Source organism: Mucilaginibacter pedocola (genome assembly GCF_002013915.1).
GTDB lineage: Bacteria > Bacteroidota > Bacteroidia > Sphingobacteriales > Sphingobacteriaceae > Mucilaginibacter > Mucilaginibacter pedocola.
The window spans coordinates 218,332-231,766 of sequence record NZ_MBTF01000001.1; the positions used below are offsets into that span (position 1 = coordinate 218,332).

A 13,435-nucleotide genomic window follows, 5' to 3' on the forward strand; every position below is an offset into this window, starting at 1 on the left:
TAGAATTGTTCTAAATAATTAAGGTAATGTGAACGTAATTTTAAAAAAGGTTTGCAAATAAATACACAATTCCTATCTTTGCAATCCCAACACGGTAGGTATAGCTCAGTTGGTTAGAGCATCGGTTTGTGGTACCGAGGGTCGTCGGTTCGAGCCCGATTACTTACCCATAATAGCAAGAAGCCTTTAGTCGGAAGATTAAAGGCTTTTTTGTTTTACTTCGCTCTATTTCCCATCAGCCCATTGTTAAAATTAAGTAGCAGGTTAAACAGGTCCTCGTATTTGTTTAGCGGCAGGGTAGCACTGATATCGTAAATATCGTGGTAAGCTTTTATACCGCCCAGGGTATACATGAAAAACGCGGGCACGCCTTTCTCGCTGAAAAAGTAATGGTCGCTATTGGCTGCTTTACCGCGCGAGTTTACTTTTACAAGGTAATTGCCTTTTTCGTTCACCTGTTTCAACAGTGCAAACTCATTAGGGAATACCGAGGCGTTTACCACCGTGATGCCTTCTATGCCAGTGCCCTCCAGATCGAGGTTTGTAAGGAAGCGGATTTTCTTTAGATCGATAAGTGGATTTTCGGTAAAGTATTTCGAACCTAATAAGCCAGCCTCTTCGCCGGCAAAAAATATAAATGCCATGGTATAGGGCTGCGGATGTTCGCCGTAGTATTTAGCCAGGCTAAGCACTTGTGTTACGCCGCTTGCGTTATCATTAGCGCCGGGGAAATAGGTTTTATCGCCCATGCCGCCAAGGTGGTCGTAGTGCGCGGTGAAAACAATGATCGAGTCAGGTTTGGTAGTGCCCTTTACTACCGCGCAAATATTGGCAGTTTTAAAAGAGGGGACGAATTTATTTTCGATATCAACCTTAATGGTTTGCGGTAAGGTTTTCTGTAAGTTCTTATCCAGTTGGATAACGGTATAGCCTAAAACGGTTTGCTCTGCCGACCAAGTGAGTTTTTTCTCCAGTGTAACCATAATAAGGTTAGCCTGGTCTACAAAATGTGTGCTATCTTGTTGAACCAATTTGCCTTCGCCTTTTACGCCTTTGCTATCGGGTGTAACCAAATAATCCTGCCCCGGCACTAATGCCACACCGTTTATTGATACCTCAACTTTACCGGGAAAGGTGTTTACGGAGTAGCTGAACTCCTGTCGGTAGTTTTTGTCATCCATAGGTTTTAACCCATAGCTTTTTAGCTGCGCAGTAATAAAATCTGCTGCTTTGCCCATGCCATTGTTGGTGTAGCCGCGGCCCCAAAAGGTTTTGGAGGTAAGTGTATCAACCATTTGGCGGGCGAATTTAATATCCTGGGCTTGGGAGAAAACGGAGGTGAAAATGAATAGGAGTGATAGTTTAAGTTTCATAATTGCTAAACTACGATTGCATGGGCTATTTTACCGCAAAGTGCGCAAAGATTTTATTGTTCAATAGCGCAAAGAAACACAAAGCCTTGCAGACGAAATAAGAAGGTAGGGCTTGAAAGAATTCTTGACATATCTATTTTTTTCTTGGGGCTGTATTCTGAAACGTAACCGTAACATAGGCTTTGTGTACCTTTGCGCTTCTTCTTTGCGGCCTTTGCGGTTAATTTCCACCTACTATTTTGTACATTGCTAAACCAATTCCTCCAAACCAATATGAAATATCTTTACCGCATTTTAACCATCGTTCTGCTTACACAAACCGCAAATCTTTCTGCTCAAAATAAACTTCCTCAGTTGCTTATACGGTTGGATGATATCGGCATGAATCATTCGGTAAATATGGCCATGCAGCAGGTGGCCAACACAAAAATGCCTTTCTCTGCTTCGGTGCAATTCGCGTGCCCCTGGTACCAGGAAGCTGTGGCCATTTTGAAGAAGAACCCGCAGGTTAGTGTTGGCGTGCATCTTACGCTAACATCCGAATGGCGGTACTACCGTTGGGGGCCGGTATTGGGTAAAGAGGCGGTGCCCAGCCTGGTAGACGAGGTGGGGTATTTCCGCCAGTCGACAGGTGCTTTTGCGAAAGGTGGTTATAAAATGGAAGAGGTGGAACGCGAACTTTCGGCGCAGATAGAAAGGGCGCAGGCTTCTGGGCTAAAAATTACTTATATCGACCCGCACATGGGCGTTGCGCTGTCAACACCGGAGTTGCGTGCCCTTACCGAAAAATTGGCCCGCAAATATAAGTTGGCCATATCGCCGCTAAGCACCGTCAGTTATTTCGGCGAAACTTATTTAGAAATGTGGGGCGAACCTGTGGCTACCAAAAAGAAGGAATTTTTGGCCTATGTAAGCAAAAAGCTAAACGCCGATAGGCCAAACCTGGTGGTCATACATGTAGCGCAAATAGGCCCCGAGATGGATGCCTTGTTTGATATGAATGCAAGCATGATGAACACTCCAGCAGGTAAACCCCTCACCAGCCTGCACCGCCAAACCGAACTGAATATGCTGCTATCGCCTGAGTTTAAAGTTATGCAGGGTAAGAACTTTCAAGCGGTGAATTACCAACAAATGCTGAAAGGGAAAGATATAAGTGTTTTGAAAGCCGTGGATGGCCGATAGTTCATAGCAATACTTAAGATCATAAAGCAAAAAGACTTTCTATGCCGGCAGGGTAGGGTCGGCAGGGGCGGTTACTTTTTTGTAGATGGTGAAGCCCCCATAACTATAAACCACAGCAATAAACACGTATACCCAAACCGAAATATTGCGCCCGGCAATAATTACATAAAGGTAAGGGATACTGAAGCATACACATGCCGTAAGCAATTGCGACATAAATGGCTTGCGGTTCTTCATGTTTTTGATGGTCCAGCCCAGGAAGAAGAAAAATAAAGGCTTGCTGATGAGGTAAAGCATGGCCAGTAACCAGGGGTTCACTTCGTGTTCTTCTCCCAGGTCGAACAGCCAATCTTTAAATATCTCCAGGTATTCCATCATAGCTTGCAAGGTAGTATTAATTTGGATAAGTAGTACCAAAACTAAAAACGCCGGGCTTCCCTCAAAGCCCGGCGTTCTTTTATAAAATTTACGAATTTTTAATCGGCCTTAAACCCATACTTCTCGCTGAACTTCCTGTACAGTTGCTTGTGCAGGTTATCAAGGTTAATGGTACGCCCTTGTATAAAGGCGTTTTGTACATCAAGCGTGAGCATATCCAAAGCATCGCCTGCGGAAATAAACAGGTTGGCATCTTTACCTACTTCCAACGTTCCGGTTGTTTTATCTATGCCTAAAATTTTGGCGTTGTTGAGCGTTATCATACTCAAAGCCTGCTCTTTGGTTAAACCGTAACCAACGGCCTGCCCCGCTTCAAAAGGCAGGTTGCGTTGGCGCCAAAAGCCGGTACCTGTCAAGCCATACAACACGCCCGCATCCTGCAATATTTTGGGCATTTTGTAGGGTAGGTATACATCGTCTTCATCTTTATCGGGCAGAGTTTGGGTTTCGCGGAGGATGACGGGTACGTTGTTCTCTTTTAGCGTTTCGGTTACCAGATAACTTTCTCTACCACCAACAATTACTGCCTGCACGCCAAATTGTTTGGCAAAGGCTACGGCCTGCATAATTTGCTTAGCAGCATCGGCATTAACGAATAATTTCTTAGTGCCATTAAATAAGCCTTTCATAGCTTCTAAACGGAGGTTAGATGTTGCAGGCTTTGCGCCTTCGCTGTACGCTTTGGCTTCGGTGAACAAGCGGGTTAGGGCATCAATTGCTTTCTGTGCGCGTTCGGCAGGTGTTTCGGCTCCCGGAGCGGCAGGCCCCCTGCGGCGGCCTGCCGATGCTGATGGCCAGTTAAGGTGAATCGCCATGTCGGTTTTATAAGCGGCATCTTCCCAGTTCCAGGCATCCAGTTGCACTACGGACGATTCGCCCGAAATAATACCACCGCTTGGTACCGGCTGAGCCAGTAAAATGCCATTGCTACGCACGGTCGGTATCACTTTACTATCGGTATTGTAGGCGATGATGGAGCGTACATGCGGATTTAGTTCGCCGGTTTCTTCATCATCCACCGTACCGCGTGCGCCCGATTCTACTTCTATTAAACCCAGCGTGGTCATGGGGGCGATGAATCCCGGGTAAATATGTTTACCTGCAGCGTTGATAACTTCAGCGCCGTTAGTAGTACCCGTACCTTCGCCAATGTCCGTTATTTTACCTTTATCAAAAGCTATGTAGCCGTTATTTATTACCTGCCCGTTACCTACGTGGATGGTAGCGCCGGTGATGATAACCGCTTTGCTTTGTGCTTTAGCGGGTGATATGGTGGCTTGCCCAAAGGCGAGGGTAGTGCAAAGCAATAATCCCCCAAGGCTTAAAATTGTCTTTTTCATGTTTGTGTTCATTTTGGGGTTAGCGTATTTTACCTGCAGCCTGTTTTGCGGCGCGTTCTTTCTCCATTTCGGTGTACTCGTCGGCCACTACAAAGTTCTCTTCTTCTAAAGTTTCGCATTGGTAGCTGCGTGGCCTGCGCGGTCCGCCTGCGCGTTGGGTGTTTTGCCCTGCGTTTTTCAGGTCGAGCATTTTTTGGATGATGCGGCCGGCATCAGCTTTAACTGCTTTTTGCTTTTCAGCATCCTGCGCATAATCCCAGTATAAAATACCATCAACAAAGGTTTTCTCGGCAACGGCGTAAATACTCAGCGGGTTGGCGCTCCATACTACCACGTCGGCATCCTTACCGGCTTTTATACTACCTACGCGTTTATCTATGTGCAGCATTTTGGCGGGATTAAGCGTTACCAATTTCAGCGCGTCTTCCTGGCTCATGTGGCCGTAGGTTACGGCTTTGGCGGCTTCCTGGTTCAGGCGGCGCGCCATTTCCTCATCGTCCGAGTTAAAGCCGGTTACCAAACCAACTTCGTGCATCAGCTTGCCGTTGTAGGGGATGGCCTCCGCAACCTCGTTTTTGTAAGCCCACCAATCACTAAAGGTTGATGCAGCAATGTTGTGCGCCTTCATTTTATCGGCCACCTTATAACCTTCCAAAATATGGGTGAAGGTATTGATCTTAAAGCCCATCGAATCGGCCACGTGCATCAGCATGTTAATTTCCGATTGTACGTAGGAGTGGCAGGTGATAAAGCGCTTGTTATCCAATATTTCCACCAAGGCGTCCAACTCCAGGTCGCGGCGAACTGTGTTGCCTTTTATGGCGCGTGCCGCTTTGTATTCTTTAGCGCGGGTGAAGGCATCTATGTAAACTTCCTCAACGCCCATACGTGTTTGCGGGAAACGCAGTAACGAACCGGGCGTAATGTTATTATTGCTGCCTTTTACGTTCTCGCCCAGTGCAAATTTGATAAAGCCATCGGCTCCCTCAAATTTTATCTCTTCGGGCAATAGGCCCCAGCGGTGTTTTATCAATTGGTTTTGGCCGCCTATGGCATTTGCAGAGCCATGCAAAATGTGCGATGTAGTTACCCCACCGGCCAACTGGCGGTAAATATTTATGTCTTCGGCATCTATTACATCGGCCATGCGCACTTCTGCGGTGACCGATTGTGTGCCCTCGTTTATACCGCCCGTAGCTGCAATGTGCGAGTGCTCGTCGACAATACCGGCGGTGATGTTTTTACCTGTGGCATCAATAACTTTAGCATTACCTGCTGCCAGATTTTTGCCGATGGCTTTTATTTTGCCACCTTCCAGCAACACGTCGGTATTTTGCAGGATGCCGTCTTTCTCATTGGTCCAAACGGTGCCATTTTTTAGCAGGACTGTTTCAGCTTTGGGCAATTCGGTATAACCAAATGGCGCGAAAGGGTAAATAACCGGGCCAACGCTTAAGTTCGGTTTTGGGGTAGGGCGGGGCTTTTCTCCTGCAGGTGCCGCGCCGGTATATGCAGCGCTGAAGCCTGCCGAAGTACCATCAGGAAACAATGCATTACCGCGAATAGTTATTGGCGATAACGACGAGATGTGTCCCGATAAACGGATAACACCAGCCGGTTTGGCTTTGTAGTTGAAGTAAATGCTTACATCATCGCCCGTACGGGTAATGGTGCCGCTCACTTTAACACTATCGGTACCCGTGCGTTCTACGTTTACATTGTAACTGCCCGGCGTGCCGCCTATTTTTAGTACGGTATTGGCAAAGCCATCGCCGGTGAGGCTGTAAGTTCCGCGCAGGTCTGATACATCCATTTTCGATACTACGTACTGGCGGCCCTCTACCCAGTTTTCGTAGATCACGTTATCGGCTTTGAACAGGCTATCAGATGTGATAATAAAGCTGGCCAGTTTGCCTTTGGCTAACGTACCTACCTTATCACTTACGCCCAGCATTTCGGCGGGGATAGTGGTTAATGATGCCAGCGCTTGTTTTTCGCTAAGCCCATAGCTAATGGCGCTGCGGATATTGGTCCAGAAATCCTTCGCGTTAGCAATGCCATAGCTCGTAAGTGCGAATTTGATGCCTGCTTTTTCCAGCGCTGCCGGGTTGGTAGGTGCCAGTTCCCATGCCTTTAATTGCTCGTAGCTTACGTTACGGGCATCCAGCGGGTCCTCAATATCGTAAGGTGCGGGAAAGTTTACAGGGACGATCAACGCGCTGCCCGTTGCTTTCACAGCGGCAATACGTTGGTACTCCAAACCGTCGGTCTTCAAAATATATTGCTTGCCGAACTCTTTGGCAATTTTTACCGCGCGGAGGATGGCTTGCGGGTCGCTCACCTCAAATATCTGCGGAAGCGCCTGCGTGCGGTTAAACTCATCCAGCGAGATATTGTATTCTGTTTTTTGTGTTTTATACCATGCGGCATCCAAATAAGTTTGGCGCAACAGGGCTATGCTACCCATTAACGATGATGGGTAATTAGTAGCGGCTGTACCCTTGCTGAAAGAGTAATGCGCAGCGGCCTGGTCGTTCAGCATCACAAAGTTGTCGCGCTCATCGGCAAGGCTAACTACTACAGATGTACCGCGGGCAATACCATCGTGTATCAACGATTGTACCGTGCTGAAGCCGTTCTTTTTCAAAGTTTCGGCAGCATCAGCATTTACATGGAAAAGTGTTTTGGCATTTATTTCGGGGCGGATGGCCTCGTTCCAGCCATAAGCACCGGGTTTGGTGGAAGTATAAACACGCGGGCCGCCAAAGCCGCCACCTGCTGTGCGGGGTGCATCGGGTATGCCGTAGTTGGTATAAGCATCTACCAATCCGGGATAAATAAATTTACCTTTCAGGTCAACTGTAATATAGCCCTTGGGTACAGTTACCTGCGCGCCCACGGTCTCAATTACGCGGTCGTTCACCAGCATGGTGGCTTTGCTGATGGTTTGCCCGGCATCCACCACAATGGTAGCGTTGGTGAAGGCGTATTTGCCCGGGCGTATATCCCAACTGCCGTTCACCGGGAAAGTCTCCTGGGCCTGGCTTAGTTGAAATATGAGCAGGAAAAAACAAAAAAGTAATGATCTTTTCATGAAATGGAGTTGTTTACTGCTAAACTATCAAATTTTAATGGGTGAATTATCGGTTAAGGCAAAATCATATAATTGTTACATCCTGATATAACACTAATTGAGTGAACACTAATTTTTTCTGATTAAGTCGAATTTCACAAAACATGGTGACAATTTTACCGCAAAGGCCACAAAGGTTTCGCAAAGAGGCGCAAAGGTTTTAAAGCATGGTGATAGCGGCAGGGTTAAACGTTGATTAATTGAGGTTTGCGATAATTAGTATAATTCGTGAAATTCGTGTTCACTCAATTTAATAGCCATACCTTATGCGAATACTCATTTTAGGCGCTACCGGCCGTACCGGTAAATTGCTTTTGCAGGAAGCTTTGAAGCAGGGTTATGAAGTGAATATTTTGGTGAGGGACAAAGCGCATGTTCCGCAGCATCCTGCGCTAACTATTTTTGAAGGGCAACCCGCCGAAGCCCTGTTGAGCAAGGCAATGGCCGGCTGCGAGGCCATATTAAGTGCCCTGAATATTTCGCGCACATCCGACTTCCCCTGGGCTAAACTACGTACTCCGGCTAATTTCCTTTCTGCAACGGCAGGGCTTATTATTAGGTTAGCACCGCAGCATAATATTTCACGAATAATATTGACCTCGGCATCGGGCACAAGCGATACACGCGACCACATCCCATGGTGGTTTAAGTGGGTGATAGATAATAGCAACGTTGGCGTAGCCTACCGCGACCATGAAGTGCAAGAGCAGCTATTCGCAGCATCCAACCTTAATTATACCATTGTACGCCCGGTGGGTTTGGTAAATTCTGCTAAAAGCAAACCTGTTATGGTTAGCATAAATAATATGCCGAAACCGCACCTTACGATAAGCCGGTTGGGTGTTGCCAAGTTTATGTTGCAGGTTTTGAAGGATGGGGGATATAACAGGCAGATGCCCGTGGTATCTTATTGATGTAACTTATTTTACCGCTTGGTAAACGCTTTGAAAACCCGTAATGGTTAAGGTTAGCGGATATTTGATACTGAAATATTTTAAAAAGTTAAGGCCGCGGGGGGTATTTCTCCGTGGCCATATTTTTTTAACAGTTAAACATTGAAGTGTAACATATTTGGTACGGAATAATATTTATTAAAAATTAATATGGTTATTGATTTAAACGTATATCTTTGACGTATACAAAGCCGTAACCAACTGGTGTTTAAAAAATTAACCGCCAGTTATATAAAAAATACCTTATCACATCTTTCGATGCGCACCTAACCCCAGCGCATTTAACGGTGAGTGTCATTTTACCGTTTTAATACATAAACACCACGTAATAATATGATGAAAAACGCTACTTCATCGGCAATTTTATTGCCTAAACTTTACCGGGCCGTCCGGGGTTTTGCCCTGGCGCTCGTATTATCCGGTTCTGTTTCGGCTTTTGCCGCTGAACCTATATCCCGCATAAGCGGCAGCAGAGAAGCTGCATTTGCATCTACCATTACGTCGTTCGCGCCGGCTTCGGGTGCGGTGGGTACCTTTGTAACTGTAACCGGTACCGGTTTTACATCTGCATCTAAGCTTGCCATTGGCGGCAAACCCGCTATAATAACATCATACACTGCTACGCAAATAGTGGGTATGGTAATGCCGGGCGCAGTTACGGGCAAGGTAACCGTTAATACGGGCAGCAATGTAAACGCAGCAAAAAATTTTAAAGTGGTTGAAACACCACTGCCACTTTCGTTTTCACCGGGCAAATTGGTGGATAATACCTTGCAGCCCGGCGGTAAAAATCTAAAGAATCAAGGCTACTCCGTAGCCATAAGTGCCGATGGTAGTACCGCTGCCGTAACCGCCTATAGCCTTGACGTTGCTGAAAGCGGCGTTAAATTTTATAAAAAAGTAGATAGTGGCTGGGTTGCTGTATCAGCGTTTTTGAGGCCTAACGGGCTTGCCGCAACCGAGGGTTTTGGGTATTCGGTAGCGTTAAGTGGCGATGGCAGCATTGCTGTAGTTGGCAGTTTTGGGCGCTCAACGCAATTTAACGGTATTTCTGGCGGCGTTTATGTTTTTGTAAAAAAACAAGGCTTATGGAGCGGGGGATCGGTTACCAAGCTTGATGCGCCCGGCAGCTCGGTTGGCATAACCGCTGACGGGAATACAATAATTACCGGCAGGATCGGTTATGTGTTTTACCCGGGTAACCGCCGTCTTCCTTCCGTAACTAACCCTGACGATGGCGTCAATTTATATCATAGGAGCGGCTTGGACAACTGGAGCCAGATAGCTATCCCTACGCGGGGTGGCAAGGCAGCTCCCGGCGATGGGGTAGGTATAAGCCCCGACGGAACCGTTATCGTGATGAATTCGAGATACCAGCCGTTTATTACTCCTTACACTACTAACCCAGATTATGAATTCTTCGACGTTTATACTGACGCTTTTGTACGGTCAACAGCAACTTCAAATGACTGGCACCAGAGTGTATTGGACGATTATGCCTACTACACAGGCAATAAATTTAGTTTTAGTGCAGACGGTAGCTATTTAGCATACTCGAACGGGCAGGGGGCGGTATACATTAGAACGAAAACCGGTAATAGTTACCCCCCTGGTGATGAATCGCGTATAATTATTCAAGGCAGCTCGGCGGCGTTAAGTGCCGATGCCAATACTTTAGTAGTAGGGGCCGATGGGCTGCGAGTTTACGAGCGGGTAAATGGCAGCTTTGTATTAAAAGGCGCGGCAGGGAAAGGGTTTTATACAACAGGTGTAGCCATGAGTGCCAATGCAAGTGATGTATTCTATGGCAATGCTAACGACGCACCTTTAGGTGCCGTGTATACTGCATCGTTCACGCCGCCCCCACCTCCCGCTATTTCCGCCATGAGCCCAACCACTGGTCCCGTAGGTACACTCGTTAAGGTTACCGGCGTTAGTTTAGAAGGTGCCACTTTAAGTATTGGCGGTAAAGATGCCATTATAGTATCTAACACAGGTACCGTTATTACGGGCATGGTAATGCCGGGTGCTGTTACCGGCGCAGTAAGCATTACCAAAGATACTACGGTAACAGGTGGCAACTTCACCGTAACCGCTACACCTTTCCCCAATGTGCAAAATACCCCCAAAATGGCTGATACCATTAAATACGCCTCGGGAGGCAAGTCAACAAATTCGCTGCTACAGGGAACCGCACTGGCTATAAGCGCCGATGGCAATACCGCTATAGCTGCTTCGGGCAAGAGTACCTACGCTATCCCATATTACAGTGGCCAAAACGTAGTTTTTTATGCAAAGGTAAACGGCAGCTGGAAACAAAGCCGTTTTGTTAGCACCTCTTATACTAATTTATCGTACCCGCTTAAGGCAACCCTAAATGCCGACGGGACAACTGCCTTAGTGGTGTTTGCGGATGAGCCTAATTCAATTACCCCCGGTTTCGTTTATGGGTATCATAAAAATGAAAACGGGGAATGGGTTGCTGATGCCCAGGGCATACCGGGTGTGTTGGGGCTGGCAGTTGATGTATCCCTGAGTGCCGACGGTAACACCGCGGTTACCGGTTACAAAAAATGTACCGCACACGGATGCGAAACACATGCAAACGTGTTTTACCGTGTAAACGGGGTATGGGCAGGCCAGCAGGAGCCAACCCCTCCGGGCAGCCAACCCGATGCTAAGTATTACATAGCCAATGCCGGATCGGCTGTTGCCATAAGCGCCGATGGCAAAACCATTGCAACAAGTACCTATCAAAGCGGAAACACCCCCGGCACAAATATTTATACAAACAAGGGTGCCGGTTGGGTATTGCAGCGGGCCTTACCTACAGCTGTCGCGTTCCCGGGGTTAAGCGCAGATGGCAACGTATTGCTTAGCGGTAACCGCATTTATAACAGGGTAGGCAGCGTATGGACATATGCACAGTCGCTGAATGTAACCGGAACCGGTGCTATAAGTGCCGATGGCGGTACTGTAATATTTGGCAGCGCCACAGGGCCGGCTGTTTATACCCGCAATGGCAGCAGTTGGGGCAGGCAAAGCACAAGTTTTGCAACAGGCACGCCTGCACTTGCGGTAGCTTTAAGTGCCGATGGTGCATCGGGCTTCGCAGCTAACCCACAGGATACCAAGGTATTCCCAAGCCAAAAATATTATGGCCAGGATAATACCCTGGAGGGTACATTTCCTATCGGGGCCGTTTATGGCCTTGGCTCAGGCACGCCTGTTGTTTCCCCTACAGTGCTTGCAACCGCAATTGAATTTATTCCGCAAACGCCGGATAGTATTTATTTTAGGTTTGTAAATGGCAGCGGCTCGGCGCGTGCTGTATTTATTAAAGAGGGCAGCAGCGGTTTTCCAACTATAGTTAATGGCCGTACCTACACCGCCAACCCTAAATTTGGGCAAGGCACGCCTGCCGGAGCAGGCTGGTATTGCATTTACAATGGCCCCCATACGCGTACAGATGCTGCCCCGCTTATGGCCGGGCTAAAACCCAGCACGCCGTATATAATAGCTATAGTAGAATACAACGGTAAATACGGTGCCGAGAAGTATGCCAGCACGGGCACTACAGGCAAAACAACAACTTTCGATCTGAATATAAGATCGTCGAACCTGGTTTTCAGTAATACAACCGGCACATCAACCACCCTAAGCTGGACAAGCGGCAGCGGTGTAGGGCGTATGGTATTTGTGTCTGCAACCCCCTATGATAGTGGCGCAGGCCCCTCAGACGTTTATTACTCGCCTAACACTAAATATGGCTCGGGCAACCAGGTAAATGGTTACTATTGCGTTTACAACGGAACCGGCAATAGTGTAAACGTTACAGGCTTAACCAGCGGCCAAAGATACCGTGCGATAGTTTATGATTATAATGGCAGTATACAGGCACCAAAGATGATACGGGTATACGAAGTATCTGAATCTGCCGCAAATATGGTTACGCCAATAGCTGCCCCAACGGGATATGCAACAAGTTTAGCATTCAGCAATACAGCAGCCACCTCAACTACCTTAAGTTGGGTAAGCAGTAACGGTGCGGCGCGGGCGGTATTCTTAAAACTGGGTACCAGCGGTGCGCTGAATGTAGTGCAGGGCCAAACCTATAACGGCAATAGCAGCTTCGGTGCAGGTTCGCCGGTTGGCACCAATGGCTGGTATTGCGTTTACAACGGTACCGGCAGCAGTGTTAACATTAGTGGTTTAGCTGCATCGAGCACCTACCGTGCTATTGTAATTGAATACAACGGAAGTGCCGGCACCGAAGCTTACAACCTGAGCAGGTATAACGCAGCCAACGTAACCACAACTGCATCTCCAACTTTATTATTAACAACCAACCAAAAACGTATGCTGGTAGAGCAGGATGTATTGGAGGACAATAACATAGAGGTGAATGTACACCAGGCCCTATCGCCTAACGGTGACGGTATTAACGATGTATTTACCATTGACGGTATAGGCGCTTACCCCGAAAATACCGTAAAGGTTTTGAACAGCAACGGCGAAGCCATTTACAGCGTAAAGGGTTATAACAACTACAGCAAAGCCTTCGACGGGCATGCCAGCAATGGCACCCTGCAAAAAGCCGGTACTTATTTTTATATGCTGGAGTATAAAAAAGGAGCGGAGTTGATACGCAAAACCGGTTATTTGGTATTGAAGTTCTAATACCATATAGTTCTGAAAAGCAAAGGCCGCGGAAGATTTTCCTGCGGCCTTTGTTATTTTTATAGATATGATTTTATTCTTGCTCTTCGCCCTCGTGGGTTAATAATTCCAGTTTGCCGTACTCGTTAACTACATAGTTAGAGCGTTCGATGGTGCCGCGTTTTATTTTCTTGCCTTTGGGGTTGCGATTCAATACGGCCGCAAGGGGTAATAATACCATTAATGCAACAGCAATGCTTTCTAAAACAAATTCATTTATCATAGCTTTGGTTTAGCCTATGGCGAGTTTGAAACAATTGGTAATGTTGCTGCCCGGCCTGTTATTTGTTTTAA

General features: G+C 47.1%; 8 protein-coding genes and 1 tRNA gene. 4 read left to right on the top strand and 5 right to left on the bottom strand.

Features of this window, described 5'->3' with window-relative positions:
• The first annotated feature begins 94 nt into the window (after positions 1-94).
• Positions 95-168 (top strand) — tRNA-His (locus tag BC343_RS00945).
• Between the two features lie 47 nt (positions 169-215).
• On the opposite strand, the gene BC343_RS00950 is transcribed toward BC343_RS00945, so the two are convergent.
• Positions 216-1,373 carry a M28 family metallopeptidase gene (locus BC343_RS00950; RefSeq protein WP_078345845.1) on the bottom strand — a complete coding sequence of 386 codons (1,158 nt, stop codon included), beginning with the start codon at positions 1,371-1,373 and terminating at the stop codon, positions 216-218.
• A 273-nt stretch (positions 1,374-1,646) separates the two neighbouring features.
• Here BC343_RS00950 and BC343_RS00955 point away from each other — a divergent pair, with 273 nt between their 5' ends.
• Positions 1,647-2,558 carry a ChbG/HpnK family deacetylase gene (locus BC343_RS00955; protein ID WP_078345846.1) on the top strand — a complete coding sequence of 304 codons (912 nt, stop codon included), beginning with the start codon at positions 1,647-1,649 and terminating at the stop codon, positions 2,556-2,558.
• Between the two features lie 39 nt (positions 2,559-2,597).
• Here the strand turns inward: BC343_RS00955 and BC343_RS00960 are convergent, their stop codons facing one another.
• The 3 genes from BC343_RS00960 to BC343_RS00970 all read right to left on the bottom strand — a co-directional run bounded on the left by BC343_RS00960 (position 2,598) and on the right by BC343_RS00970 (position 7,430).
• A complete protein-coding gene (locus BC343_RS00960) occupies positions 2,598-2,936 on the bottom strand; it encodes a hypothetical protein (RefSeq protein ID WP_143822021.1) in 339 nt (112 codons plus the stop codon).
• 98 nt (positions 2,937-3,034) lie between these two features.
• The gene (locus BC343_RS00965; RefSeq protein WP_078346464.1) at positions 3,035-4,336 is read right to left on the bottom strand and encodes an amidohydrolase family protein; all 1,302 of its coding nucleotides are present in this window, start codon (positions 4,334-4,336) and stop codon (positions 3,035-3,037) included.
• A 19-nt stretch (positions 4,337-4,355) separates the two neighbouring features.
• Positions 4,356-7,430, bottom strand: a complete 3,075-nt coding sequence (locus BC343_RS00970) for an amidohydrolase family protein (protein WP_078345848.1) — start codon at positions 7,428-7,430, stop codon at positions 4,356-4,358.
• A gap of 305 nt (positions 7,431-7,735) precedes the next feature.
• Between BC343_RS00970 and BC343_RS00975 the strand changes: the two genes are divergently transcribed.
• Positions 7,736-8,383: an NAD(P)-dependent oxidoreductase gene (locus BC343_RS00975; RefSeq protein WP_078345849.1), complete on the top strand. Its 648-nt coding sequence runs from the start codon at positions 7,736-7,738 to the stop codon at positions 8,381-8,383.
• A gap of 372 nt (positions 8,384-8,755) precedes the next feature.
• On the top strand, positions 8,756-13,102 hold the full coding sequence (locus BC343_RS00980) for a T9SS type B sorting domain-containing protein (RefSeq protein WP_078345850.1): 4,347 nt from the start codon (positions 8,756-8,758) through the stop codon (positions 13,100-13,102).
• 73 nt (positions 13,103-13,175) lie between these two features.
• Here the strand turns inward: BC343_RS00980 and BC343_RS00985 are convergent, their stop codons facing one another.
• Positions 13,176-13,364 carry a hypothetical protein gene (locus BC343_RS00985; RefSeq protein WP_078345851.1) on the bottom strand — a complete coding sequence of 63 codons (189 nt, stop codon included), beginning with the start codon at positions 13,362-13,364 and terminating at the stop codon, positions 13,176-13,178.
• Between the last annotated feature and the right edge of the window lie 71 nt (positions 13,365-13,435).

Excerpts from the sequence above, each read along its gene's own strand:
- BC343_RS00950 (WP_078345845.1), bottom strand. The coding sequence starts at position 1,373 with ATGAAACTTAAACTATCACTCCTATTCATTTTCACCTCCGTTTTCTCC.
- BC343_RS00955 (WP_078345846.1), top strand. The coding sequence starts at position 1,647 with ATGAAATATCTTTACCGCATTTTAACCATCGTTCTGCTTACACAAACC.
- BC343_RS00960 (WP_143822021.1), bottom strand. The coding sequence starts at position 2,936 with ATGATGGAATACCTGGAGATATTTAAAGATTGGCTGTTCGACCTGGGA.
- BC343_RS00965 (WP_078346464.1), bottom strand. The coding sequence starts at position 4,336 with ATGAAAAAGACAATTTTAAGCCTTGGGGGATTATTGCTTTGCACTACC.
- BC343_RS00970 (WP_078345848.1), bottom strand. The coding sequence starts at position 7,430 with ATGAAAAGATCATTACTTTTTTGTTTTTTCCTGCTCATATTTCAACTA.
- BC343_RS00975 (WP_078345849.1), top strand. The coding sequence starts at position 7,736 with ATGCGAATACTCATTTTAGGCGCTACCGGCCGTACCGGTAAATTGCTT.
- BC343_RS00980 (WP_078345850.1), top strand. The coding sequence starts at position 8,756 with ATGATGAAAAACGCTACTTCATCGGCAATTTTATTGCCTAAACTTTAC.
- BC343_RS00985 (WP_078345851.1), bottom strand. The coding sequence starts at position 13,364 with ATGATAAATGAATTTGTTTTAGAAAGCATTGCTGTTGCATTAATGGTA.